The 23883-nt window shown below is 53.3% G+C and carries 24 protein-coding genes, 2 tRNA genes and 1 CRISPR repeat array; of the genes, 9 read left to right on the top strand and 17 right to left on the bottom strand.

What is annotated here, in order from left to right; genetic code table 11:
• Positions 1 to 54: 54 nt before the first annotated feature.
• The 3 genes from AADEFJLK_RS10055 to AADEFJLK_RS10045 all read right to left on the bottom strand — a co-directional run bounded on the left by AADEFJLK_RS10055 (position 55) and on the right by AADEFJLK_RS10045 (position 3817).
• Complete coding sequence (locus AADEFJLK_RS10055; protein WP_103974148.1) at positions 55 to 324, bottom strand: helix-turn-helix domain-containing protein; 270 nt, start codon at positions 322 to 324, stop codon at positions 55 to 57.
• A gap of 283 nt (positions 325 to 607) precedes the next feature.
• Entirely contained in the window at positions 608 to 1318 is a 711-nt protein-coding gene (locus AADEFJLK_RS10050; RefSeq protein WP_088621100.1) for a helix-turn-helix domain-containing protein, read from the bottom strand.
• A 210-nt stretch (positions 1319 to 1528) separates the two neighbouring features.
• Positions 1529 to 3817 carry a multicopper oxidase family protein gene (locus AADEFJLK_RS10045; RefSeq protein WP_103974147.1) on the bottom strand — a complete coding sequence of 763 codons (2289 nt, stop codon included), beginning with the start codon at positions 3815 to 3817 and terminating at the stop codon, positions 1529 to 1531.
• A 464-nt stretch (positions 3818 to 4281) separates the two neighbouring features.
• Here AADEFJLK_RS10045 and AADEFJLK_RS10040 point away from each other — a divergent pair, with 464 nt between their 5' ends.
• The 3 genes from AADEFJLK_RS10040 to AADEFJLK_RS24475 all read left to right on the top strand — a co-directional run bounded on the left by AADEFJLK_RS10040 (position 4282) and on the right by AADEFJLK_RS24475 (position 5447).
• Entirely contained in the window at positions 4282 to 4776 is a 495-nt protein-coding gene (locus AADEFJLK_RS10040) for a metal-dependent hydrolase (RefSeq protein ID WP_103974146.1), read from the top strand.
• A gap of 41 nt (positions 4777 to 4817) precedes the next feature.
• Positions 4818 to 5219, top strand: a complete 402-nt coding sequence (locus AADEFJLK_RS10035; RefSeq protein ID WP_103974145.1) for a hypothetical protein — start codon at positions 4818 to 4820, stop codon at positions 5217 to 5219.
• Between the two features lie 78 nt (positions 5220 to 5297).
• Positions 5298 to 5447 (top strand): hypothetical protein, encoded by a 150-nt coding sequence (locus tag AADEFJLK_RS24475; RefSeq protein ID WP_170065079.1) that lies wholly within the window; start codon positions 5298 to 5300, stop codon positions 5445 to 5447.
• A gap of 163 nt (positions 5448 to 5610) precedes the next feature.
• Here the strand turns inward: AADEFJLK_RS24475 and AADEFJLK_RS10030 are convergent, their stop codons facing one another.
• Positions 5611 to 5829 carry a hypothetical protein gene (locus tag AADEFJLK_RS10030; RefSeq protein ID WP_103974144.1) on the bottom strand — a complete coding sequence of 73 codons (219 nt, stop codon included), beginning with the start codon at positions 5827 to 5829 and terminating at the stop codon, positions 5611 to 5613.
• A 249-nt stretch (positions 5830 to 6078) separates the two neighbouring features.
• A complete protein-coding gene (locus AADEFJLK_RS10025; protein ID WP_103974143.1) occupies positions 6079 to 6411 on the bottom strand; it encodes a hypothetical protein in 333 nt (110 codons plus the stop codon).
• A gap of 835 nt (positions 6412 to 7246) precedes the next feature.
• Between AADEFJLK_RS10025 and AADEFJLK_RS10020 the strand changes: the two genes are divergently transcribed.
• From AADEFJLK_RS10020 to AADEFJLK_RS10010, 3 genes are all read left to right on the top strand, one after another.
• The gene (locus tag AADEFJLK_RS10020; RefSeq protein ID WP_103974142.1) at positions 7247 to 8269 is read left to right on the top strand and encodes an XAC2610-related protein; all 1023 of its coding nucleotides are present in this window, start codon (positions 7247 to 7249) and stop codon (positions 8267 to 8269) included.
• Between the two features lie 39 nt (positions 8270 to 8308).
• Entirely contained in the window at positions 8309 to 8719 is a 411-nt protein-coding gene (locus tag AADEFJLK_RS10015; RefSeq protein WP_103974141.1) for a hypothetical protein, read from the top strand.
• Positions 8720 to 8786: 67 nt separating this feature from the next.
• On the top strand, positions 8787 to 9590 hold the full coding sequence (locus AADEFJLK_RS10010) for a hypothetical protein (protein ID WP_103974140.1): 804 nt from the start codon (positions 8787 to 8789) through the stop codon (positions 9588 to 9590).
• Positions 9591 to 9701: 111 nt separating this feature from the next.
• Here the strand turns inward: AADEFJLK_RS10010 and AADEFJLK_RS10005 are convergent, their stop codons facing one another.
• A complete protein-coding gene (locus AADEFJLK_RS10005; protein ID WP_103974139.1) occupies positions 9702 to 10097 on the bottom strand; it encodes a hypothetical protein in 396 nt (131 codons plus the stop codon).
• Between the two features lie 412 nt (positions 10098 to 10509).
• Between AADEFJLK_RS10005 and AADEFJLK_RS10000 the strand changes: the two genes are divergently transcribed.
• A complete protein-coding gene (locus AADEFJLK_RS10000; RefSeq protein ID WP_103974138.1) occupies positions 10510 to 10986 on the top strand; it encodes a PEP-CTERM sorting domain-containing protein in 477 nt (158 codons plus the stop codon).
• Between the two features lie 511 nt (positions 10987 to 11497).
• Positions 11498 to 11945: a CRISPR direct-repeat array (repeat unit 28 nt; unit sequence GTTTACTGCCGCACAGGCAGCTTAGAAA).
• 108 nt (positions 11946 to 12053) lie between these two features.
• Here AADEFJLK_RS10000 and AADEFJLK_RS09995 read toward each other — a convergent pair.
• The 8 genes from AADEFJLK_RS09995 to AADEFJLK_RS09960 form a co-directional block, all read right to left on the bottom strand.
• A tRNA-Cys gene (locus AADEFJLK_RS09995) sits at positions 12054 to 12127 on the bottom strand.
• A gap of 51 nt (positions 12128 to 12178) precedes the next feature.
• Positions 12179 to 12253, bottom strand: a tRNA-Gly gene (locus AADEFJLK_RS09990).
• A gap of 84 nt (positions 12254 to 12337) precedes the next feature.
• Entirely contained in the window at positions 12338 to 12850 is a 513-nt protein-coding gene (locus AADEFJLK_RS09985) for a hypothetical protein (protein WP_088621049.1), read from the bottom strand.
• Positions 12851 to 13215: 365 nt separating this feature from the next.
• Entirely contained in the window at positions 13216 to 14778 is a 1563-nt protein-coding gene (locus AADEFJLK_RS09980) for a hypothetical protein (RefSeq protein WP_103974137.1), read from the bottom strand.
• A 96-nt stretch (positions 14779 to 14874) separates the two neighbouring features.
• Positions 14875 to 15678: an ABC transporter permease gene (locus tag AADEFJLK_RS09975; RefSeq protein ID WP_103974179.1), complete on the bottom strand. Its 804-nt coding sequence runs from the start codon at positions 15676 to 15678 to the stop codon at positions 14875 to 14877.
• 11 nt (positions 15679 to 15689) lie between these two features.
• Entirely contained in the window at positions 15690 to 16436 is a 747-nt protein-coding gene (locus AADEFJLK_RS09970) for an ABC transporter ATP-binding protein (RefSeq protein WP_232463699.1), read from the bottom strand.
• Complete coding sequence (locus tag AADEFJLK_RS09965; protein WP_103974136.1) at positions 16433 to 17464, bottom strand: PQQ-dependent catabolism-associated beta-propeller protein; 1032 nt, start codon at positions 17462 to 17464, stop codon at positions 16433 to 16435. The genes AADEFJLK_RS09970 and AADEFJLK_RS09965 overlap by 4 nt, the downstream gene beginning before the upstream one ends.
• 299 nt (positions 17465 to 17763) lie before the next feature.
• Complete coding sequence (locus tag AADEFJLK_RS09960) at positions 17764 to 18888, bottom strand: ABC transporter substrate-binding protein (RefSeq protein WP_232463700.1); 1125 nt, start codon at positions 18886 to 18888, stop codon at positions 17764 to 17766.
• Between the two features lie 197 nt (positions 18889 to 19085).
• On the opposite strand from AADEFJLK_RS09960, the gene AADEFJLK_RS09955 reads away from it, so the two are divergent.
• Both AADEFJLK_RS09955 and AADEFJLK_RS09950 read left to right on the top strand, forming a co-directional pair.
• On the top strand, positions 19086 to 19490 hold the full coding sequence (locus tag AADEFJLK_RS09955) for a PilZ domain-containing protein (protein ID WP_170065077.1): 405 nt from the start codon (positions 19086 to 19088) through the stop codon (positions 19488 to 19490).
• Positions 19487 to 20317: an MOSC domain-containing protein gene (locus AADEFJLK_RS09950; RefSeq protein WP_103974134.1), complete on the top strand. Its 831-nt coding sequence runs from the start codon at positions 19487 to 19489 to the stop codon at positions 20315 to 20317. The genes AADEFJLK_RS09955 and AADEFJLK_RS09950 overlap by 4 nt, the downstream gene beginning before the upstream one ends.
• A 129-nt stretch (positions 20318 to 20446) precedes the next feature.
• Here the strand turns inward: AADEFJLK_RS09950 and AADEFJLK_RS09945 are convergent, their stop codons facing one another.
• The 3 genes from AADEFJLK_RS09945 to AADEFJLK_RS09935 form a co-directional block, all read right to left on the bottom strand.
• The gene (locus AADEFJLK_RS09945) at positions 20447 to 22009 is read right to left on the bottom strand and encodes a complex I subunit 4 family protein (RefSeq protein WP_103974133.1); all 1563 of its coding nucleotides are present in this window, start codon (positions 22007 to 22009) and stop codon (positions 20447 to 20449) included.
• A gap of 228 nt (positions 22010 to 22237) precedes the next feature.
• The gene (locus tag AADEFJLK_RS09940; RefSeq protein WP_103974132.1) at positions 22238 to 23314 is read right to left on the bottom strand and encodes a PA0069 family radical SAM protein; all 1077 of its coding nucleotides are present in this window, start codon (positions 23312 to 23314) and stop codon (positions 22238 to 22240) included.
• Between the two features lie 46 nt (positions 23315 to 23360).
• Positions 23361 to 23883: VIT1/CCC1 transporter family protein (locus AADEFJLK_RS09935; RefSeq protein ID WP_211299188.1), on the bottom strand; the 523-nt coding region annotated here is incomplete at its 5' end.

The following is a 23883-nucleotide window of genomic DNA, read 5'->3' as shown; positions in this document are numbered from 1 at the left end:
GATTTCGTATAGCCTGCATTTTCACTTCCGCTTCGCTTCGTGAAAACTCAGGCACTATCGCTTCTGGGGACTACTCGACTCCTGTCTCGCAGCGATGGAAGCCTCCACCGCGTCGGGCGTACGGTTGGGCGACGATTTCGGCCGTTTGGGGCGGTCGGCCAACCCCGCCTCGCCTTCGGTTGCATAACGGCGGAGAAGCTTGTAGCCCGTTTTGGGGCTGATGCCGAATTGTCGGCACAAGGCGCGGATGTTCGCCCCTTCTTGGCAGGCCAATAGGACAAATTCTTTTCGGGCTGACATTAGGGTGACCTCTTTCCAAGGCATGAACTTTTTCCGGTAGGTTAAAATTCACGCATTCTAAAGTGTTACCCATGTCCCCGAACATGTGTTACCTATGTCTCCAGTCCATACACAATTTGAGGGGTTGGTACAAATCTAAAAAGTCGAACATCGCGTAAACCTACACTTGTAAGAGGCTGGGAGGGGGTGCCGTACTTTCGCCTGTTCAACAGATTTTATTTTATGCGCGTTCCTAACCCACCCGCCTTGGCAAAGCGAACCCTTATTTGTTATGAAATCCTTCCTCTTCTTGCTGTTTGGCTTTTAGTTAGTGTAAAAAGCCAAACAGTTTTTTTTTGTCCAGTATCTTCAGCCGCTTCGTCCTGACCTCGACAATGTCCAGTGCCTGGAAATGATGGAAAATCCGGCTCACCGTCTCATGGGCAATACCCAAATGGTTGCCGATCTCCTCCCGCGACATGCTCAACCTAAACTCCGTGTCCGAATAACCGCGCAATTTCAGGCGTTCGGAAATCTGCACAATAAACGCCGCCACCCGCGCCTCGGCGGAACGGCGGCTAAGCATGACCTTCTCCACTTGGGCATCGAACTGGCTGCAAGAGCGTTGCAGCAATACCTGATAAAACCCCGGCGTATTGGCCGACAAGGCGGCAATCTGCTGGGTCGGCAAATGGCAGAAATTGACCGTTTCCAACGCCACCGCCGTGCAGTTATGCGCCTGCAAAGACACCCCGTCAAAACCTAACAATTCGCCCGGCAAAATAAAATCGACAATCACCTCATTGCCGTTGCGGTCAAAACTCAACAACTTCGCACTCCCCGACCGCAACGCCACAATACCCCGGAAAGGGCTGCCCGCATGATAAATTGCCTCACCTTTTTGGCGGATATTATTCCGGTTGACCACCAGCTTTAAATCGCCGATGTCAGACCTTTTCAGGCCTTTGGGGATACACAAACGCTCAAGATTACAGTTTTCGCAAGTGATGGCCGACTTAGCCAGCAGAGTATTGGACATAGCGGATCTATCCTTAGACTAAAAAAGATGGCGGGTAAGGGCAGAGGCGCAGACAATACCCTACAAATAGAAGGGCAATGTAGCAAAAACATAGCGGGGCGACAAGCAGTAAAGCCAGATGGGGCGTTAGCGGCAAGCAATATCTTGGAGCGCGGGCATCTTGCCCGCAAGAGCGGGCAAGATGCCCGCGCTCCAAAGAAGAAACCGACCCTAAGGCAGAACCTCAACATGCAGCATCATGCCCATGTCCTCATGCTCAACCAAATGGCAATGGTAAGGGTAACGGCCCGTATAGTTGACACCGCAACACGGGCTGGCCGGAAAATACACCAACAGTTCGACCATTTCGTTGGCATAAATCCTCACCGTATCATGGCGGATATTGTTGTCATACCCCGCCGCCAAAGGCTGTTCGACAAACTGATAATCCACCGGATTGCTGGCATCAACCGCCTGAAAACTAAACCGCCTTAACACCACAAAACTCACCAAATGGATGTGGAAAGGGTGCATATCGGGCGTACCGGCCGCTGCGTCCGTCCCCGGTTGCCAGTTACCGATATTGGCGACATACCAACGCTCGTAAGTCCCCGCCGTGGGCGTAAAAGTCGGGGGATGTAAATCCGCGTAAGCTCTCTGGCCATTTCTGGCGATAGGCGTAGCGCCCGCCACCAAAAACGTCGAACGGGCGACCCGATAAGGCTGGTAGCCACTGGCAGAACCTATGCCGTTTGTATCCAAAGGCACACTAAACGGTAACTTAAACGCGTTATCTGCATTGCCATCGGCGGCCAGCATTTCCCAGATTTGGGTATCTTGCCAATCCCCTCGCGTAAACTTATTAGCTGGCTCGCCCGGCTTAGGTGGCGCTACCGGATTGGTGTTGTTCATCAACAGCACCAAACGGTTTTCCGCCACCACCGCCCCACCCGCCGTTAACGCCTTTTGCCCCGGATCATCAAACGCCGTGTCCTGCTGGGCATACGTCACCAACAAATCCTCAAGATCGGCCTTAAACGCCAGTCGGTTAAGGGCTAATTGCGGATTAGCCGATGCACAAGCACAAGCGTCCGCGCCGATAGGCTCGATACAGAACTGCATGACATTGGCTTGTTTAACCGCCAATAGCGTATTCAGCCAAACAGAGCCTTGGTCTAAAACGCCCTTGGGTAAGGTGAAGTTATTAGGCACACGATAAATGGACTGGTCTTCCGTTTGGAAAATCGCCTCCGGCCATTCGTTATTAAACACCGATTGCACCGCCAGATTAACCAAACGCAGCTTACTGACCTCATGCGCACAGATGCCCGTCAAATCCAACAACACATCCAAACGCTCACCCGGCGCCAACAGCAAATAATCTTTTTCGCCCAGCGTCCGGCTATTGGCATAAAGCCCCGTCTCGTTGCCGATCACCGTCAATAAATCGCTATACGCTATCTTATTGACCCTACCGTTAGGCGTAGCCGTCCACGGGGTCGGATTGATTAACGCCAAAGCATAAGTACGCGCATTAGACCCATTCAAAAGCCGCAAACGGTACACTTTTTGGGTCACGTTATGGCGCGGCCAAGCACGGCCATTAACAAACACCGTCTCACCCAAAAATTCAGGCCGCACCTTATCCAGCACTGGCGCGTCCGGCTTGCTGTAGTCAAACTGGGTCGGAATTCCCGCCCAATAATCCACACAACACACATCACCGTCCACCATCCTATCCTGTAGCACCAACGGTATTTCCACTATCTCGTCACTGGGGGCTTGGCCATTTTGCTTGGTATTGTACGCATTCATCAGCTGCGCCAACGCCTCATCAGAACCGTCAACAATAAAATACAGCCCCGCCAATCCCGCATAGACTTGCGGGGCGGTATTGTCCATACCGTGATCATGAAACCACAGCATCGCGGCGCGTTGGTTATTAGGATAAAGCACCGTTTTTTCAACCGGGAACGCCTCGCCGCAGGCATCCTGAAAGGGATTGCCCGGATAACTTAGCGGCGCCAACGGCCAGCCGTCACTGGCTGCGGGAACTTGGCCGCCATGCAAATGGGCAACCACGCCCACCGAAGGGTTCATCATCGGCATACTGGCATTGGCGTAAGCCATTGGCAACGGATTGATAGGCGGCATCGCCAAACCCGGCAAATCCGCCGCCCCGCCCATCGCCATGCCCGGCGGCATCATACCGCCCATACCCCCGGTGTCTTGGCCTAATTCATTCACCCAAGTCACCGTCAAAGGCGTACCGCGCTTAACCTTGATAATCGGGCCGATAGGGGTCTCCAGCAAATTATCGTTATCCTCCGGTGTCGTACCCGCCAATTGCCAAGCCTCTTTGGCAATGACATAACGCCAAACATTAGGCATAGCCGGAGTATTAGCCGGGTTATCGGACAGCTTCGCCCGGCGGCTTTGTATCTTAACCGTCAACTCAGTCGGCTGGTCGATGACAGTGGTGATAAAGAATTTTGTAAGCGGCAAATCATTCTCAAACATATAGACCTCATTAAGTTCTTAACGGTTGTGTTTTCAAGACTACCTTTATGCTTATTCGGCAGAATCTCCAGCGGGCAACTTAACCTTATCGCCCAAAGACACCGCCCATAACGGCTTACTGCCAAATCGCTATGGGGTTAACAAGGCGCTTAACGCCCTATTAAAATGCCGTTCCGCCAACAAAGCCGCCCGCCCCTCTCACCTTAAGCCGCCCTATTAACCTTAATAATAGTGTGGATATTAGCACTAATTAAGCACATAGGAAAATATTTTTAAGCACTTGAGCAAGCGACTGCTAAAGTATCAGCGCCTATAGATGCTTAGCCACACTCAGCCACCACCCATAAACAGAGACTATCGGCTAAGTTAAGGCGCAAGCGGGTATTTTTTTGGGCAACCTAATCATCAGACACCGGATTAAACCGCTTTCTGCCCGCCACTAACCCATAACCCCAATACCCCTTATGATGATCGGCCATGCCCCATCGGGCTACCTGCTTGCGACATTTTTATACCGCACCTGCATCGCACGGGGCATAGCACGCCCGGCCTTTTTTGCCGCCGCCATTATCGGTGCCTTAGCCCCCGATTTGGACATGCTGTATTTCCACTTTGCCGACCACCGCCAGCACCACCACCATACCTACTGGCCGCACTTCCCTAGCGTCTGGTTAGCCCTGCTAGCCTTAACCGCCGCCTGGTCGGCCATCAGCAAAACCAGCCGCCACGCTGCCCTAGCCTTCGTGTTCTGTCTGGGCGGATTCACCCACCTGCTGCTGGACAGCATCGTCGGCGACATCTGGTGGTTCGCCCCCCTAATTGACCGCCCTTTTAGCCTGTTTAGCGTCCCTGCCCGCTACCACCCTTGGTGGCTGAACTTCATCTTTCATTGGTCTTTCGCCCTGGAGTTGGCGTTATGGCTCTGGGCCTTACTGCTCTACCGCCGCAGGACACGTTAAAGCAACCCGCCCAACCATCAACCTAACCTATAGAGGCACTCATGAAAAAAACCCTTATCCACCTTACCCTGTTAGCGGCAACCTTAGCCCTCGCCTTTAGCGCCCATGCGGCGGATAACTGTGGCTATAAGAGCGACGGCCACTACCATTGCGGCAGCGATTGTGGCTACAAAAGCGACAGCAAATACCATTGCGGCACGGATTGCGGCTACAAAAGCGATGGCCACTACCACTGCCTCGGCGAAACGGGCGAAAAACCCAAAGAACACACCCAACCCGCCACCGATAACCCCGCCCCCAACAACTGCGGCTACAAAAGCGACGGCAACTACCATTGCGGCGACAATTGCGGCTACAAAAGCGACAGCAAATACCATTGCGGCACGGATTGTGGCTACAAAAGCAACGGCGCTTATTATTGTCTCGGCGAAGAAGGGGGCTAATGGGAGGGAAAACCTTGCTGAGGCGGGGGGAAAGCCGGAGAATTACCGCCCGACATATAGCACAACAGGCGGATCACCATGACTTGGCAAGCCCTCACAGAAGCAGAACTGCGGGATTATCTCAACGAAGCGGAAGTACGGATGAATCCTGAGCAACACCAATTTTGGGACATGATTAAAATCACACCCGAAAAATGGCAGCAAGAGCCCTCACTGCCATTAAGTTAAGAAGTTATTCTTTATATTTCAATAACGTAGAGATCAGGTTAATCCGTTCGTGGTGAGCCTGTCGAACCATGGACGGATTAACCGCCCATCCTTCGACAGGCTCAGGACGAACGGTTAATCCTACTTGGCGTTATAAAATCATATAACATACTGATTAATAACACTAAATCCTTAACTTAATGGCAGTGAGCAAGAGCCCTACGGCAGCAGGGGCGGCGGTTTTTGGGCCGTTGCAGTCATCGGGCGGCAAGTCGTCTGGTTTAATGATATTGAAGAAGGTTTCAATGTGTCCGCCTACAAGTGCTACGGCATCATCGGAACCTACTGGTGCAACCAAGACCAACTGGAATGGATAATCCAAAGCCTGCTCAACCAAATGCACGGCTTAGCCATCGTCCGAAGAGGCGAAGGGCATGAACTATACTTCAAACGGTCAAGTTTTCGGTTTTAGGATTAACCGTTCGCCCTGAGCTTGTCGAAGGGTGGACGGTTAATCCGCCCATGGTTCGACAGGCTCACCACGAGCGGATTAACCGAAAACTTGACCGTTCAGAGTATAACATAGGCCAATTAGAACGCAGCCCTTCGGGTGTGGGCAGCTTGCCCATACTGTAACTATTTTGTAACCGCCTTATCCGGCTAACAGGGCGGCAATCGCCGACTTGGCATTACACTGGGCGGTTATTTCCGTTAACTGCACATCCGTCAACCGATGCTTGACCGCCTCCGTGCCATTAAAAGCAAACACCTGATAATCCTTTTTGGCAAAGGTAACGGTTTGGCACTTCTTAAACGGCTGATTCTCAAAAGGCATTTTTACCACTGCCCCTGTTAATGGCGCACATCCTTCCAAACTAGGCGCGTAAATCATAAACCCGCCCTTCATCGCCAATACCGCACGGTATTGCTTGGCACTGGTCAAATATAAATAACCGACCTCAACATCTTTATCTTTTAATCTCATCTTATAGATTCCTTGGTTTATCCCATTCTGCCCAACGCAATGCACTTTTTCCGTTGCCATTATACCCTGCGGACACGCTATATCGCGCTGGCCGCCAGCAGTTCCTGATACTCGATCATCAAGTTTTTAACATTAGAATAAGCAACTTAGCCACTGACATTGGGTGAGTATTTAAATTAATTAAAAACAATAAGTTGAAAGGTGACGCCGCTCCCTCCCCATCAGGGGAGGGAGCAGTCCACCTTGACCAGCCTTAGCCCTTCGCTAATTTCTCCCACTATTTAGAGGTGACTTTATGAAAAACTTGAACATCGAGTGATAGCGGACAAACCGCTCGGCATCATCTGTTTGCCATAAGCGGCATCAACGGCTTTGCGGATAGTGGCGATAGACAGGCTAGCAGTCATAGGCGAATTACGGAAAGTCAGCAAAACGGCTATTAACGCATAATTAGGCCTACCCACTCAACTACCCAAGGCGGCATTTTATGCGCGTAACCTCTAACTCAAGCTATCCCAAAAAAGGGCAACACCCGATATAATGACTACTAAACCTTGCAATGGACAACCTATAGGTTTATTTAGCATTTTTGGGTTGGCTTTATAGGGTTTTTGGGTCTTCTTGCTAAAAATGTACGGCAACACATTAATTATCCGTCATCCCCTCAGGGACGTAAAAGAATTGCCGGAGGCCGCGTAAGTGCAGCCAGTTCACTGGAATGTGAACAGTTACATTTGCGCAAAAATAGGGATATGCGGCTACTGCCCCCAACAGCCAGCTTCACCGCCATTTGCCCCATAACCTTGCTTTTTTGCCACCAACCCGGAACCGCCCCATGAAAAGACTCGCCCTAATCTTAGCAGCCTTAGCCGCCAGTGTTGCCCACGCCCAAGAAACGTACACCATAACCAATCTGAGCGAGGCGTTTTATGCAAAAATCACCCTTGAACAGCCCAGCGAAGTGTTCAGCAAAGGCAACATCACCATTATCGACACCAAAACCGATAAAGCACTGATTAAAATCGAATCCGACGACTTGGCCTTATCCCTGCATGACGGCAAAGCCTTGGCCAATATCAAAGAACTGCCCTACGGCGAACAAAGCGTGGTCATGTATGAGGATTTTAATTTTGACGGCAATAAAGACCTGGCGATAGAAGACGGGCAAAATAGCTGTTACCACGGGCCATCGTTTCAGATTTATCTGGCCGATAAAGGCCGCTTTACCCTTAGCCGCGCCTTCACCCGCTTAGCCCAAGAATACTGCGGCATGTTTGACGTTGATGCCGAGAATAAACAACTCCACACCATGACCAAAAGCGGCTGCTGCTGGCATCAGTATTCCATCTTCACCGTTAAGGACAACCAGCCCCAAGCAATCAGCATCGTAGAAGATGACGCGTCCACCCCGCCTTTTTTCATCAGCACCGAGGCGAAATGGGACGGCAAGAAGATGGTCAAAACCACAACCAAATCCTTTGATGCCCTCGACAATCCCGATGCCGTGGTCTTCTCGTTTCAGGTCGCCAAAAATGCCAAACAAGTCGTGCTGCTTAACAACGGCAACGACAAGCTGATCTATGCCTTACTGACCAAAGACGGCACGGTTGAGTTTAGCTACCCCGCAAACCCCGACGACCCAAAGGCCAAATTTACCTTAAACAACAGCCCCCGGCGCACCTTAACGTTCGGCAACAAAACAGCCACTTATAGCCTGTATGAAGACCCGGCCAACCATAGCGTCGGGATAACCATCCAAGTCGACGGGAAAACGTACGACTGGCAAGGCGCAGACAATACCCAACACGGCAGCTTGGATTTCTCCCAAACAGCCTATAGCAACGTAACGGGCGGCTAAACCCGCATCCCAAGCAACCCAATCTCATGAGGACATACCATGGCTTATAAAAAACTCCTGCACTTATTAATTATCGGCGAGTTCGCGTCAATCTTATTGGCCATTTTCATCGCCTTCCAATTTCCCCAACTCCTGCCCCCAGCCCTGCAAGATTATCTGGCTACCGAGGCGTTTTCAGGGGGCCTGCTAATCATGGCACTGCTGCTATTGCTTGGCCTGATAGTCTCTTATATCGGCCTTTGGCGCACAAAACCGTGGGGACGTTTACTGTATACGGCAACTGCCTTAGGAATGGAGTTTGTATCTTTCAATAGCGCAACCATCATGTCAGGCCTCGAAACGGTTTTTAACGACTTATTTCTAATCAGTATGGGCGGCATCCTGACGCTGATCTGGGCTACCGAATTGCGCCACGACTTTGTGGCGGCGGACACCAGTAGCGACGGTTAAGCCCCACACCATTGCCAGATTAATAGGGCATTTTGCCGTACCCCCCAACCCCTACCCTCGGAATACCATGAACAACGACCAGCTCATCAAAACCACCCATCGGGTTGCCGTGTACGCCACCTTCGCCTTGCTCTACTGGGTGTTTATTTTCCTCATCATCACGGTTTTTGACCTGAAAATATTTCGGGAAAAGATGACCGAAATGTTTTTCTTCAGCCTGTTGGGGCTTTTCGCCATTTTAGGCAGCGCCATCATTTTGAATGTCATGTCAAACCTGTCGAAAATCTCGGCAACCTTGGCCGCTACCCAACCACCTGAAACCGCCCCCGTGCGGACAGCCCAATGGCAACGGTGGCTGGTGCTGCTCTCCTTTCCGCTGATTGTCGCCGGACTGTTCGCCGGGGACGGGCTGTCTAAGCAACGGAAAAAAGCCCTTTTAATCGCCTCGGCGGAAAAACTGGTCGCAGAAAACCAACCCGCGCTGGCCTTACTGGCGGACTACACGTTTTCCCCAGACTATTTACAAAAATCCGAGCACACCTTGGACATTCTCACCAAAATAGATAAAAACTTCCCCGATGTCACGGTTATTGTCCCTGATAGTATCGGCGACAAAAAGCTCTTCTTGGAATTTGGAGGGCAGCGCTACTATCGCGATGAGAAAAACAAAACGGAAAAATCCGCCTACATCTATCCCACATCTCTGGAAGAACGCGCCTACCTCAACCAAGTGTTCTCCGGCGGCGACACCGCCTACCGCTTCCACGCCGAGAAAGGCAATTACCAACTCTATTTCCCGGTCACTTTTGGCGACAAAAAACTGGTATTGTATTTTTCAGACTTTCAGCGGTACGGTAAATACGGCTCTTAGGAACATAGCTTAGGCAAACGCTAAACGAGGATTTTTGGAGCGCGGGCATCTTGCCCGCAAAAGCGGGCAAGATGCCCGCGCTCCTAAGCCAATACCCTAAACTTTACAAAATCAGAGCGGCTGCAACCGTAACAAGAAAACGGGTTGCTTAAATTGTGGGTACGGATAACTGTATATCGCAGGGCCTAATGCGGAATTGACATACTGCACATTGAATGCCGCGACCGTATCTTGCCCCGCCCTAGGGTAACTATACAGTGCCGGCCCATACGCCAAACTCACATAAGTGACGGTAGGGTTTACCGTTGCCCGCTCTACGCTTGCCGCCCCCCGATAACTGTGGATAGCCGGCCCGTAAGCCAAGCTCGTCTGCGTAACGCCCATCTGCCCGGACAAACCGTTGGCGTCAACCACGCCTTTTTCCGCGCCATTAGCCATCCCCGCGCTTAAGGCGATAACCGCCGCAGCGATGACCTTTATCATGGCGTTTAATTTTTTGCTGTTCATGACCATTCTCCTTAATAATTTCTTATTCATAAACTCACTGTTTACGATTATGAGATTATAAAACGCGTCAATGGTTCTATTTTTATTTTGGACAGACCGAAATTAACGGCTTAAACCACCGCACGCCGACAGCAAGGCCAAAGTACCTTTGCTCGGCGCGGCAAGCACGGAACGCTTCGCCATCCGTGCGCGTATACCGTGAGCTTTACCATTTATTATTCTATTAAACTTTTATAAGCACCAGTATTTTCACGGGTTACAGCAACGTTTTTTGTGCTTTAGTTATATAATACCAATACTTTATGATAATTGAGTTTGTCTGATACAGAATGATTGTGCTATCATTTTAGTATTATATAGGCGACAAACGAACAACACACACAATCACTTGGACTAATTAGGTTATTAAACTATGTCAAAACTATCCCTGCTCCGCTCCTTAATCTCTACTGCTGTGCTAGCGCTGACTTTCGCCGCTACGCCAGCAAAAGCCGCGTTTATTACTGTCAATAGTGTTCAATATGACGTGATAACGGTTACCGATTCCTATAACAACATTTCCGCGCAGATTCAATCGACCCCGTGGTGGGGGACTGGCGCGGTCAACACCATTGCCTTTGTCAACGCTTTGGGTTCGACCTTTGGCTATCCTAATCTTGGCGGGGGAGGCACGCACCGGACCCCGTACTTTGCCTATCAGCTTCAGTCCATTTTTCCTGATACGCTATTCATAACCCAAGGCTTAGGTCTCGGCGGTGTTGTCCAGGCTCCCAGCAGCGTTGTGACATACGCGGTTCTCAACTCGAGTCCGATTCCCGAACCCGCAACCCTCGGCCTAGTGGCTTTGGGTTTGATTTCGGCAGTCGGCGCACGACGCAAAGCGGCCTGATGCCCGGTACGGATGGGACGGCCACAGCGCAGCCCCATCCGTGCTAGCGCTGTAAAATTCGGCGTGCATATTTCTTAACATGGGCGCGAAGCAGCCGCCATTGCGGCCAGCCAACAATAGAGGCCGTCACGCACCGGACGACCCAAAGCGGAGTGCAATGGCCTTTAGCCATTGCACGATGACCTAACCGAGTGTGCCAACAGATCGCCTGCCGATTGCTTAACACCGGACGCTATAACACGAAAATACCCACCCCTCCCCCAAGCCGCTCTCCTAGCCTTACAAACTCAGAACCCCAGCCCATATCCAAACGCGAACAGACAGCCTTGCAAAAGTTGGGCGGATAAGTAGCAGGGCATAATACCGACGCTGGTTTTTTACCCCTTATTTTTAGGACAAATAAAAAGACATTGAAAAACAATTGGTTGCGGATTTGTGTTTTTTTATTGGTAAAAAATGAAAATATCGTTTAAGCTGTTGTTGCGTTTGATGATTTTTTGTTTTTATTTCAGTTTACTGCCGCACAGGCAGCTTAGAAATTCCAGCGTTAAGATAGCGATATGCACACCACGTTTACTGCCGCACAGGCAGCTTAGAAAGCGAATCAGTGCAGTAATTTTTGGCGCGTCCAGTTTACTGCCGCACAGGCAGCTTAGAAAATTTGATGGATCAACAGGTACGCAATATTTCCGTTTACTGCCGCACAGGCAGCTTAGAAATCAAAAAGATAAACCAACAAGATAGAGGGCAAGTTTACTGCCGCACAGGCAGCTTAGAAAAATAACATCGGGCGGTATCCTGAGGCCGCGCGGTTTACTGCCGCACAGGCAGCTTAGAAAAAGTTCGCGCGGTTCAAATGTCGCACCTGTCGGTTTACTGCCGCACAGGCAGCTTAGAAAATAAAGATTCACTATCCAACCAACCATAAACCGTTTACTGCCGCACAGGCAGCTTAGAAATTATAGGGGTCAAAACGGTTGAATGTCAGCAAACCGCACAATCCGCCCAAGCCATTTCCGTCGGGCATAAAAAAACCGCAATCAAGCGGTTGATTTGTATCGAAAGTTTGGAGGCTGCGGCCGGAATCGAACCGGCGTAGATGGCTTTGCAGGCCACTGCATAACCATTTTGCTACGCAGCCGTATCTCGAAATAAAAAAGCCGCGAGGTTCGCGGCTTTTTCTTGAATCTATTGGAGCGGGAAACGAGATTCGAACTCGCGACCCCAACCTTGGCAAGGTTGTGCTCTACCACTGAGCTATTCCCGCACTGCAATTTATTTTGCATATTATAAGGATTTTTTAACGTCCGTCAATACTTTTTTTAAAAAATCGTTTATGTCAGCGTTTTTTTTATTGGACATCAATCGATAAAGCCCAACCTTCGTTGCCTTTGCATTCACCTTCTTCCATGCGCACTTTCGCGTAGGAGCCTTTTTTACCATAAGCATCTTGCAGTTCAAGCACGGTGACGGGGGTATGTTGCGCGATGTGTTGGCAAGCGCCGGTGCGGTCGGCTTCTTCGGTATCGTCGTAAGCGGCGATAGTGCCGGGTACGGAGACTAGGCGCACGGTGGCATCTTTGTCATAAGCGTTGGCGCTTTGCAGGACGTATTTTTGCCCGACCACGAGGTTTTTCATGGTTTGGCCTTTAACCGGCTCAGAACCGCCGCCGCTGAACATCACAATGCCTAACAACAGCACCACACCGCCGACCGCGCCAAAAAAGACTTTCGGGTTGCTGTCTTTTAGGCTTAGGGCGGCGGCCAACATATTTTGCACCGCGCTAGCGGCGGCTGGCGCAGGGGCCGGGGCGGGCGTGACAGTTTCTTCTACAGTCGGGTTGACATTTTCTTCATTACTCATTTCTCATCCTCACGATAATTCAATGTTATTGTTATATTTATACACTTATGCTTGCAGAGGCGGCGGGCTTTGCCAAAGCGGCCAACCGGGGAACCTTGCAAGCAATCCCCTGAAGCTTACACGATATGACTAAGCGGCCAAGACGCTGGACGTATCCGCTCAATTTACCAACTTACCACGATGGCAAATCTTTTCAAGTGGTTTGTAAAGAATTTGTCATTTAACCGCCAAAATAAAGGCTTAACATAGCCGTTATGGGCTTTTAAGTAACCGCCCATCCTCCCTTTCCCTTTGGCTTCGCTCAGGTGCAATGAACGCCTACTTAATTTTATGCACGTTCCTAAGGGCAACTGCGCCACCTGCCCTTACGCGTCCTCTGCGGGCTTTTTCTCTTGGGTTTTGGCGCACTCAAATTGCCAATAGCCTAAGCCGATGTTCTTCTTGTTCCTTAGGGTAATATGAAATTCTTCATGGTCAACAAACAAGTTGACGGCATCGCCAGATTTTAGCAGAAAGGTGTCGGTAATGAGGAAGCTTTTTGGCTCCGGCTCCTTCATTTGATAAAACAGCCCCTTTTTATAGCCGTCATGGTGGCCGCTGTAATGGCTGCCCAAGCTCGGCAGATAATTGACGGCAATGGCTTGCGCCGTCAGCAGTTGCACACCAAAACTCAGTTTGCCGTCGTCTTTTTCGATAATCAGCGAATCAATAATGCCTAAGGCGCGGCGGTTAATGGGCGTGTCGGCTTTTCTAAAACTGACCAGGTTACCGATGGACACCAACCCCGGCTGCTTAAAGACACAGGACAGCAGACGCGGCGAGACCGAGCGGGCAAGAAATTCGTCCCCACCATCATCGGCATTCAAGGTTTGCAATTTGCAGGTGTTGTTCAGGCCTATCGCCACATAGCGGTCGAGGCGGTCTTCAAACAACGGTGCGCTCTCATGGGGTTGGCCTTGCCAACGCTGTTTGAGATAATCGAGAAAATCCAGCGTCCACTTATCTTCAGGGCCACCCGCCATGCTTAAGGCGGCAAACCGCGATTCGGGGGCGTTCGCCAAGACCTTGTTCGCGTCCAAGGCCTGATACAGGGCGGTAAAATCCACATAAAGCCGCGCCGATTCGCTATCGCTGGCGACCGGGTTAAAACTGGGCGGCTTATCTTCGTCAATCAGGATGACGCAGGGCGGATTGGGCTGGGCGGGCGGCTTGGGTTTCAGGCTAACGAGGCCGCGCACGGCTTGGATAAACGCATAAGCCAGTTTCAGCTCGCGCTGCATCAGGCCTTTATTATCGACCAAAGCGAGCAGGATAACTTCGATATAGGTCTCTTCGGGGCTGCTGGTGCGGATACCGGGGTTTACCTCGTCATTAGCGGCGACTTGAGCCGTGTGTTTTTTCAGCTTGAGGCTCATCTTGTACAGCGAATGCAAGTCCAGCCACACCCAATCGGGTACGCCCAGCCCCATCAGCAAATGGCTGTGGACAATTTCGCTCAGGCCTTTAAGGCTGCGCTGAATGGCCAAGCCGATGTACTTACCTTGGAACCAACTGGTTTGGCTGCTCAGTTCCTTAAGGGCGCACCAATAGTTAATGGTATATTCTCGCTCCAGGCCGACCAAAAAGCGCAGGGCTTTTTTCTCGCCCTCTTCTTTGGGGAAAGCGTTCTTGACCAGTCTTGAGCGCAAATATTCTTCAATGGCTAAGAAACTGGGGCGCAACTGCTCCAGCGTGTCCAAGCGCAACGGCGCGGGTATCTTAAGGGTGCTCATCTCACTGATATAATCAAACACCAGACGGGAGGCCAGCAAGGGGTTGGCAATCGGCAGATCGGCAATCCATTGCTTGAGTATTTTTTCGTCAAACTCCCGCAACCGCTGCGGGTCGTTCCGTTGCTTTGGAATAACAAGAAAAAATGAATGTTTCAATGGAGTATCCGCCAATTAGTAAAAAACAGGGCTGTATTTATCGGCACACCGCCGTAGCCTCATAAACATAAGCCCCGCCTTGCTTTAAGTGCCGCTTCAAGCCCCACCCTTACGGCTCATCATGCCTTTAGACGGGTTGTAGCCAATAATGGCCGCCGCCATAAACAGCACGAACGCCGATGCGGTATATAGTAAGGCCTCGCTGTTCAGTTGCGCGTACAGGGCGAAACGGATCAGCTCGACCGCTTGCGAAAAGGGATTATAGTGCGCCAAGTTATGCAGCAAGACGCTGGACTCTTTCAGTTTCCATAACGGGTATAACGCTGTAGACAAGAAAAACATCGGAAAAATCACAAAATTCATCACCCCGGCGAAATTTTCCAGTTGCTTAATAAATGACGACAGCAACAGCCCTAATGCCCCCAACATCAAGCCGGACAGCAACAGGGCGGGCAATACCCAGAGGTAGCCCTGCCACGGCGCGTGGATGTCATAACACCAGGCAATGCCCAAAAACACATAAACTTGCAGGACGGACACCCCAACCCCGGCCAGCAGTTTGCTGAGCAACAAAAACCAGCGCGGCAGCGGACTCACCAACAAGATGCGCATACTACCCATTTCCCGGTCATAGACCATCGATAAAGAGCTTTGCATCCCGTTAAACAATTGGATCATGCCGCACAGGCCGGGGGTGATGTACACCTCGTATAAGATGTAAGTTTCGTACGGCGGGCTGATCGCCAAGCCCAACGCCGCCCTGAAGCCGGCGGCAAACACAAACAGCCAAACCAAAGGCCGGACTAACGCCGAGATAAAGCGTTCGCGTTGGGTGACAAACCGCCACAATTCGCGCCCGATTATCCCCCACATCGCCCGCCAATAATGTGTTAGATTCATACCGCCCACCCTCATACCGCGACCCCTTCCGTCAGTTCCCGAAAAGCGTCTTTAATGCCGCTAGTCCCCGTCAATTGCAATACCTCATCCACCGTACCGTTTGCCTTAATCTGGCCTTTATGCAGCACCAACACATAATCGTCAGGATACACTTCATCAATTAAATGGCTGGCCCATAACACCGCCAGCCCGGTATCCCGCACCAGTTGGTGGACGTATTCGACAATGGCTTGGCGGCTGGGTACGTCCAAACCCACGGTCGGCTCGTCCAATAACAATAACTGCGGCTGGTGCAGCAAGGCACGGGCGATTTCAACGCGCCGCCTATGGCCGCCGTTCAGTTGCCGCACCTTCTCATGCCGCCGCTCCCACATCGCCAAACGCAACAGCTCTTGTTCGATGCGCAAAGCCGCCTGTTTGCGGCTGATGCCGTGCAGGGCGGCGTGGTAATAGAGATTGTCCAGTACCGACAAGTCCATGTCCAAGGTGGTTTGCTGGAAAACAATGCCCAGCTTCGCCAACGCCTGACCCGTTTGTTTTTGCAGGTCGAAGCCGCACAAGGCGATATGCCCGTCGTGGCTGTCGTATAAGCGGGTGATGAGGGAAAACAAGGTGCTTTTGCCCGCCCCGTTCGGCCCTAGCAATAAGGTGCATTCCCCGGGATAAATGCGGAAACTGAGCTGGTCTAGGGCTTTTTTCGCGCCGTAGGCGAAGCTGAGCGCGTCGATGTCTAAAGCGGCGGTAGGCCTGGGCATCATGGCTTGACCGCCAGACCCCACGGGTAAGTGCCGACCCCAACCGATTTGCTCACGGTCTGGCTGTCCAGGTCGATAATGGATACATCGTTGCTGATGCCGTTAGCGGTATACAAGCGTTTTTGGTCAGGCGAAAATGCCAAGTTCCAGACCCTAGCGCCGACTAAGAACATTTTTTCCACCGCAAAGGTCTGGGCATTAACCACAGCAACCCGATTGGCAGGCCCTAAGGCGACATAGCCGTAACGGCGTTCTTTATCAATGACGATACCCACTGGCTGCATCTTATCGGCGGTTACGCCAGTCGCCTCAAACTGCACGGTTTTGATAATCTGCTTGCTGGCGGTATCAAGGATTTGTAAGGTGCCGGCCATTTCCGAACTGACCCATAATTGCTGGCTATCGGCGGTAAAGGTTGCCGCACGCGGACGCGCGTCGACCAGGGTATTGTCGCTGATGGCGTAGGTTTTGGTGTCTATCCAATGCACCATATTCGTGGTTTCGGAGGCGCTGACCAACCAACGGCCATCCGGGCTGGCGGTAATCCCTTCCGGCTCAACGCCGACCTTAATCTGCTTAATGGCCTGCTTTTTGGCAATGTCAATGACGGTGACTTGGCTATCGTCTTCGTTGGAGACATACAGCTTATCGCCCGCCGGACTCAGCGCGAAGGTTTCGGGATCATCGCCTGACGGCAACCGCGCCAGTTCTTTTAAGGTCTCGGCATCGAGCATTTTAATGGTGTTATCATCGCTGGTGGCGACATAGACGATTTTGTTATCGGGGCTGATGGCGATACCGCGCGGGCGTTGCCCGACCGGCACGGTCTTAAGCAACTTGCCCGCCAACGGGTCCAGCACCGCCACGGCATTGTCTTTTTCTAAGGTCACCAACACCGTTTCCGCCCCCACTTGTCCGGCACCGAGTAACAAGCCACCCAATAACAGCACCCTAAGCGGCCTGCTGACAGGGTTAAGCGGGGCAAGGCTATTAACGGCGCATAAGGCAGGGTGGGCAGTTTGTGTTTTCATAGGCAGACAAAAGAGGTTAGGTTTTATTAGGTTAACAGGGCAAAGGCCAGTAGGCACCTACCATCATACAGGCTTAACGGCCCAATGGTAACGGACAGGAACAACCACTTAACCGCTAAGGTTGAGCGGCCATGCGCCCAGTAAATAAATAGGAATGATTAATAATACCATTTATATTATTCTCTGGTTTAGTTGTATTTGCCTCCAGACGGCACATCTTCTGTGGAACCCCTGAGCGCAGCCGAGGCGGCAAAGGCTAGGAGCGCGGGCATCTTGCCCGCAGCCCCCAAAAAAACCGCCTACTGCCAATGGCATTGCGTTTCCGGTTGGTCGTAGCCTAAAGTATCCAACTCCGTTTTCTGGTGCAAAAAGCCGTCAATCGGGGCGACCGCGACCATGGCGCGGGGCGCGGCCAATAAAATCGGCTGGCGCAATTGCCCGTCCCAGGCGCGGAACGACAACGGGTTGCTCTTATAGCCCTGCAAGGCGAACTTATCGCCCAGCAAATAACTTTTCAGTGCCGCCAGTTCGGTGCTTTTGGTGCGCGTCGCCGCCTCGCCGAGCGCCCTGACCGCCAGATACGCGCCATAATCTTCTTCCGCCATCGTCCGCCCGGCCTTTTCCGTAAAACGGTTTTGCAATTGGGTCGCGCCCCATTGGTCATGGGTGCGGTGCCACGCGGTCGCCACCAGCCCTTGCGTGCCGATGACCGGACGCGGCAACCAAGTGCGGTAATCCAGATATTCGCCAAACGCGCCCTGCTCATCAGCGACCACCAGCACATCATAATCGTCCACTTGGCTGAACACCGCGACATCCGACTGCGCCGTCCGCCGCGCGTCAAAGGTATGCTCCCAGGTCTTTTCGGCAATAATCTCCATGTTAAAGCGTTTGGCGGCGCGTTTTAAGGCTTCGGCATAGAGCGTATCCTGTTCGGTAGTGCCGACCACCAAAAACCATTTTACCCAGCGTTTTTTCGTCATATACTGTGCCAAGGCATCCGCTCTCATGCTCCGCGACGGCAACAAATGCAAAACATTGGCGCGGCACTGGCCATTGCGCAGACTATCGTCAATCGTGGCGGCATCTAACAGCAAGAGCGCTTTGGCCGCCGGGCTGTCGGCAATTTTCAGCAACGGCGCAGGGGGCAGCACCGTGACCACATAACGGTACTTGCCGGCAATTTGCTTGCCGAACACCTCCTCGACATTGCCGTCCACCGGGACGGTAAAGGCTTTGAGGCGGAACTGCTGATGGGTGAACTGTCCTGTGGTGTTATTGTCGGCAATTGCCAGCTCCGCCCCAAAAACCCCTTTATTTTTAATGAAAGGGTCTATATTTGAGAGCTGAGGCGGGGCGACGGTTTCTTGGGTTAAATAAGCAATATCAATCACTTGCTTATTTTCAGCCGCAACGGCTGCCAAAGAAATTGCCAGCGAAAAACACAATGTGTGAAAGATTACCTTTATTAACACATTTTTTTCCTTAACATAAGAGATTTAGCTGTCTAATTTTAGTCGATTCTGCAAAATTTTTTAGCCTTTTCAGAAAAAATATCTATCCTTAACTTTAACCATTGCTTTTTACTAAGGGGATGAGCATCTCCGGGGCTGCTTTTATTATGATGATGAACACAAATGACACCAGCGATTTAGACGTGCTGTTTAAGTCTGATTTTCCTGAAGATCTTGTCAAAAACCACCGCATCGCCACCCGCTTTATCCGCGAAGATATTGATGCGTCCGTCACCGACATAGGCTTGCTCAGCCACGGCAAACATTTTCCTGTCCATTTGATCGACATCACCAGCAAAGGCGTACTGATCGAATCCGACAAAAAGCTCAAAGTCGGCCAAACCCTGACCTTGACCCTGCAATTCAAATCCGGCAAAGCCTTTGTCATCAAAGCCAAGGTCGTGCGCATCGCCGCCGAATCTGACAAACAGTATGGCATAAAATTCGACCGCTACAACAACGAACTGGGCGACCACCTGCTGGACACCCAAACCAAGCTGGTGTTTAAATGAGCCAGCCTGAGCTGCACCTGAGCGCTATCGTGGTGTATCCGGTCAAATCCTTGGCCGGGATTAGCGTCACGGCCTGGCCCGTCGAGGCCACTGGCCTACGCTATGACAGGCAATGGATGCTGGTCGATGACCAAGGCCAGTTCCTTAGCCAACGCCACCTCCCCGCCATGGCCTTAATTAAAACGGCCCTGCACGGCGACCGCCTGCATATTAGCGCCGACGGCCACCCCGACTGGGTGCTGCCCTTAAGCCCCGCCAGCGGCGACGTTATCGCCTGCCGCATTTGGGAAGACACCTGCCAAGGCCGCTTAGTGTCCGCCGCCGCCGACGCGTGGTTCAGCGCGGTGCTGCAACACCCCTGCCGCCTCGTTTACCTGCCCGACGAACAGATCCGCGCCGTCGACCCCGACTACGCCGCCGCCACCGACCGCACCGCCTTCTCGGACGGCTTCCCGTTCCTGCTGGTCGCGGAAAACTCGCTGGCCGAACTCAACGCCCTGCTGCCCGAACCCATCAGCATGGCACGGTTCCGCCCCAATCTGGTGGTCGCAGGTTGCCCCGGCTACGCCGAAGATAAGTGGCGGCAGATCCGCATCGGCACCCTCGGCTTCCGCCTCCCCAAACCCTGCTCCCGCTGCGCCATCCCCACCATCGACCCCAACACCGGACAACCCGGCAAAGAACCCCTGACCACCCTAAACCGCACCCGCAAATGGCAAAACAAAGTCTACTTCGGCCAAAACGCCTTGCATGACGGGTTGGGGGTGTTGCAGGTGGGCGATAAAGTGGAAGTGCTGTTGGCGGGGGAGGCCTTGCCGCCGGTTTAGCCAGCAAGCCTGACGTTTAAATATTCTTTGGAGCGCGGGCATCTTGCCCGCCCTTGCGGGCAAGATGCCCGCGCTCCAAGACCCGTACCCTAAAAAAACCGCTTGTAGAGACCTTGCACGGCAATGCCGCTAGCCACTTCGGGGCTGGCGGACGACTCCCCTCTCCAGCCCCAACCCCGCCAGCTCATCCCCCTGCATTCCCGGCTGGTCCAGCAAACGGGTCAGCCACGCTTCGGCGGCTTTTTGGTTGAAGCCCTGCAAGCTGTTCGGCACTAAGCCCCCCCACAGCACCAGCACCAACGCCGCCGCCAACACCACCTGCTCGCGCGGGCGGAGGTCTTGGCCTGTGACCGCCAACGCGCCCGCCGCGCCTAAAAAGGCCCGCCGCGAGAAGCCGAGCAGGCAGGCGGCGCTTAATATCGCCCCTACCAATGCGGTGATGCCCAAGCTAGGATGGGCTTGTAACGCGCCCAAGACCAGCAACAGGTCGGCGGGGAAGACCCCGCCGCCGGGGCTGCCCAAACTCGCCGCGACAAACACAAAATAAAAGCCGCTCAGTTTCGGCAGGGCTTGCGCCAAGCCGCCAAGCTGGTGCAGGTCGGTGCTGCCTAGGCGGTGCTGTAAAAACCCCGCCAGCAGCATCAGCACCGCCGCCACTAGGGTGAAATTCAGCAAGTGCAGCAACGCGCCTTGGATACCCTGCATATTCAGCGAGGCCAAGCCGATCAGCACCAAGCCGACATGGCTGATACTGGCGAAAGCGAGCAGGCGGCGCAGATTGGTCTGTTGTAGGGCCAGTAACGCCCCGTAAATCAGCGTAATCGCCCCGATGATACCGAGCAGCCAGTCGTATTCCACCGCCGCCGACGGGGTTAAGGCCATGGCGAAACGGATTATCGCGTACAGGCCGAGTTTCATGCTGATGAGTAGGGCGGTAATCGGTGCGGGGCTGGTCATGGCGACTTGTGGTAGCCAAGTATGCAGCGGCACCAGTGGGGCTTTGACGGCAAAGCCCATAAACAGCAACACAAAGACCAGGTTTTGCAGGTTATCGGGCAACGGGGTTTCTAACAGCACCGGAAAGCTGAACGATAAGTCGGTCGGTAAATTGCTGTTCAGTTGGGTGGCGTGGTTGACGGCGAGGATAATAATCGCCAGCAACAGCGGCACACTGCCGCACAAGCTGATGAGCAGGTATTTGCTGGCGGTGTGGCGGCGCAACGGGTCGGCGCTCCATAAGCCGATCAGGAAGAACAGCGGCGGCAGGGTGAGTTGCCAGAACACCAAAAACAGCACCAAATCCAAGGCTGAAAACACCCCTAAGGTCGCCGCCTCCAGCACCAGCACCAAGGCAACATACAAGCGGCTTTGGCCGTGCGAATGCCACGACGCGAGTAAGGCGAAGACGGTCAGTACCGCCGTGAGCGGCAAAAACAACAAGGCGATGCCGTCCACACCCAAGAAGTAGTCGATATGCAGGCTGGGTATCCAAGGGTATTGCTCGACAAACTGCATCCCGCCGTCGTCGGGGTTAAAGGCGTACACTAAATAAAGGCTCGCCAGTAATGTCAGCCCGGCGGCGGTTAAGCCGATAAGCTTGGCCGCCCTTAGTGACGCGCATACGCCGATAAGCAACGCCCCTGCCAAGGGGATAAGGATAAGGAGGCTAAGGAGCGGGATGGGGCTGGTCATGGGCGGCGGCGGGCTGGAATGGGTTGGCTGGGGCTATTATAGCCCATCTGGGGGGCTGGGGGCGTTGCGTGACCCGGATCGGCACTGGCGCGGGCGTATCATTCTATTTTCATGCCATAATCTTGCAATAAAACGGTTTCGCTCTTGGAGCGCGGGCATCTTGCCCGCCTCTTGCGGGCAAGATGCCCGCGCTCCAAGGTTTATTCCGCTTTTCATGCCCAGCCCTTATCAAGTAAAAAAATCAAACCCCATCTGCCCGCCCGCTTCCGGTTTGCGGAACAAATCGGTGTGCAATGCGGGTAAGGGTTGGTCTATCCTTAAACGTTTGCAGATGAGGCGGAAGCGTTGGCCGATCAGGTCGGCGTACGCGCCGGTGCCGCGTTGGCGGTGCCGGAAGTCGCTGTCGTAGGTTTTGCCGCCGTGGCTTTCGCGGATCAGGTTTAACACATGGTCTGCTTTGAGCGGGTAATGTTGGCGTAGCCATTGTTCAAACAAGTCGGCGACTTCCAAGGGCAGGCGCAAGAACACATAAGCGGCGCTGCTGGCTCCGGCGGCGTGGGCGGCTTTGACAATCGCCTCCAGTTCGTGGTCGGTCAAGGCCGGAATCACTGGCGCGACCATCACCCCAACCGGAATGCCCGCCCCGCGCAAGGCCGTTATGGCCTGTAATCGCCGTTGCGGGGCGGTGGCGCGCGGTTCCAGCGTCCGCGCCAGATGGCGGTCTAGGGTCGTCACCGATAAATGCACCGACACCAGCCCCTGCGCCGCCATTGCCGCCAGCAAGTCAATATCACGCTCGATTAACGCGGATTTAGTGATGATGCTGAGCGGATGGCGGGCCTGTGCCAACACCTCCAAAATTTGCCGCATGATTTTTTGTTGCCGCTCTAAGGGCTGGTAAGGGTCGGTGTTGGTGCCTAAGGCCAGCGGCGCACAACGGTAGTTGCGCTTGCCCAACTCCTCGCGCAACAGCTGGGCGGCGGCAGGTTTGACCAGAATGCGGGTCTCAAAATCCAGCCCCGGCGATAGCCCTAAATAGGCGTGGCTAGGCCGGGCAAAACAATAGATACAGCCGTGTTCGCAGCCCCGATAAGGGTTAATGGAGCGGTCGAACGGCAAATCCGGCGAATCGTTATAACTGATGACCGATTTGCTGCTGTCGGTCAGTATCTCGGTCGCCAAGGGCGGCAACGGCGCATCCAAACTGCCCCAGCCGTCATCCGCCGCCTCGCTGTGCTGCGGCTCGAACCGTCCGGCGGTATTGCTGATGCTGCCACGGCCTTTGTAAGTGAGGGGTTTGGGCATAAGCAGACCTTAGTGGCGGGTGGCGGGCGGTAAGGCGCTCATAATACTACGCCACCGTGCCGAACAACGCCCCTACCCCCGCCGTCAGACCCAGCGCGAGCGCACCCCAAAACACCACGCGGGCGGCCGATTTCAGCACCGGCGCACCACCGACCCGGGCGGCAACAATGCCTAAGAGCATCAGAAAAACCAGCGCCCCGCCTGACACCACCGGCACTAATAAAGCGGCCGGCACCACCAGCACCGTCACTAACGGCAAGGCCGCACCTACCGCAAACGTCGCCGCCGAAGCGAATGCCGCTTGCACGGGCTTGGCGCTCAAATTATCGGAAATGCCCAGCTCATCACGCGCATGGGTCGCCAAGGCGTTATGGGCGGTCAACTGTTCGGCGACTTGTTGTGCCAATGGCGGCTCCAGACCCCGCTCCACATAAATCGCCGCCAGCTCTTTCAGTTCGGCTTCGGCATCCGTCGCCAGCTCTTGGCGTTCGCGGCCCAGATCGGCGCGTTCGGTATCGGCCTGCGAACTGACCGACACATATTCACCCGCCGCCATCGACATAGCCCCC

Source organism: Methylovulum psychrotolerans (assembly GCF_002923755.1).
Taxonomy (GTDB): Bacteria; Pseudomonadota; Gammaproteobacteria; order Methylococcales; family Methylomonadaceae; genus Methylovulum; species Methylovulum psychrotolerans.
The sequence above is the reverse complement of the archived record's forward strand: the minus strand, read 5'-3'. Positions and strand labels throughout refer to the sequence as shown.

Coding starts and splice junctions, on each gene's coding strand:
- AADEFJLK_RS10055 (WP_103974148.1), bottom strand. CDS start 324: ATGCCTTGGAAAGAGGTCACCCTAATGTCAGCCCGAAAAGAATTTGTC.
- AADEFJLK_RS10050 (WP_088621100.1), bottom strand. CDS start 1,318: ATGTCCAATACTCTGCTGGCTAAGTCGGCCATCACTTGCGAAAACTGT.
- AADEFJLK_RS10045 (WP_103974147.1), bottom strand. CDS start 3,817: ATGTTTGAGAATGATTTGCCGCTTACAAAATTCTTTATCACCACTGTC.
- AADEFJLK_RS10040 (WP_103974146.1), top strand. CDS start 4,282: ATGATGATCGGCCATGCCCCATCGGGCTACCTGCTTGCGACATTTTTA.
- AADEFJLK_RS10035 (WP_103974145.1), top strand. CDS start 4,818: ATGAAAAAAACCCTTATCCACCTTACCCTGTTAGCGGCAACCTTAGCC.
- AADEFJLK_RS24475 (WP_170065079.1), top strand. CDS start 5,298: ATGACTTGGCAAGCCCTCACAGAAGCAGAACTGCGGGATTATCTCAAC.
- AADEFJLK_RS10025 (WP_103974143.1), bottom strand. CDS start 6,411: ATGAGATTAAAAGATAAAGATGTTGAGGTCGGTTATTTATATTTGACC.
- AADEFJLK_RS10020 (WP_103974142.1), top strand. CDS start 7,247: ATGAAAAGACTCGCCCTAATCTTAGCAGCCTTAGCCGCCAGTGTTGCC.
- AADEFJLK_RS10015 (WP_103974141.1), top strand. CDS start 8,309: ATGGCTTATAAAAAACTCCTGCACTTATTAATTATCGGCGAGTTCGCG.
- AADEFJLK_RS10010 (WP_103974140.1), top strand. CDS start 8,787: ATGAACAACGACCAGCTCATCAAAACCACCCATCGGGTTGCCGTGTAC.
- AADEFJLK_RS10005 (WP_103974139.1), bottom strand. CDS start 10,097: ATGAACAGCAAAAAATTAAACGCCATGATAAAGGTCATCGCTGCGGCG.
- AADEFJLK_RS10000 (WP_103974138.1), top strand. CDS start 10,510: ATGTCAAAACTATCCCTGCTCCGCTCCTTAATCTCTACTGCTGTGCTA.
- AADEFJLK_RS09985 (WP_088621049.1), bottom strand. CDS start 12,850: ATGAGTAATGAAGAAAATGTCAACCCGACTGTAGAAGAAACTGTCACG.
- AADEFJLK_RS09975 (WP_103974179.1), bottom strand. CDS start 15,678: ATGAATCTAACACATTATTGGCGGGCGATGTGGGGGATAATCGGGCGC.
- AADEFJLK_RS09970 (WP_232463699.1), bottom strand. CDS start 16,436: ATGATGCCCAGGCCTACCGCCGCTTTAGACATCGACGCGCTCAGCTTC.
- AADEFJLK_RS09965 (WP_103974136.1), bottom strand. CDS start 17,464: ATGAAAACACAAACTGCCCACCCTGCCTTATGCGCCGTTAATAGCCTT.
- AADEFJLK_RS09955 (WP_170065077.1), top strand. CDS start 19,086: ATGATGATGAACACAAATGACACCAGCGATTTAGACGTGCTGTTTAAG.
- AADEFJLK_RS09950 (WP_103974134.1), top strand. CDS start 19,487: ATGAGCCAGCCTGAGCTGCACCTGAGCGCTATCGTGGTGTATCCGGTC.
- AADEFJLK_RS09945 (WP_103974133.1), bottom strand. CDS start 22,009: ATGACCAGCCCCATCCCGCTCCTTAGCCTCCTTATCCTTATCCCCTTG.
- AADEFJLK_RS09940 (WP_103974132.1), bottom strand. CDS start 23,314: ATGCCCAAACCCCTCACTTACAAAGGCCGTGGCAGCATCAGCAATACC.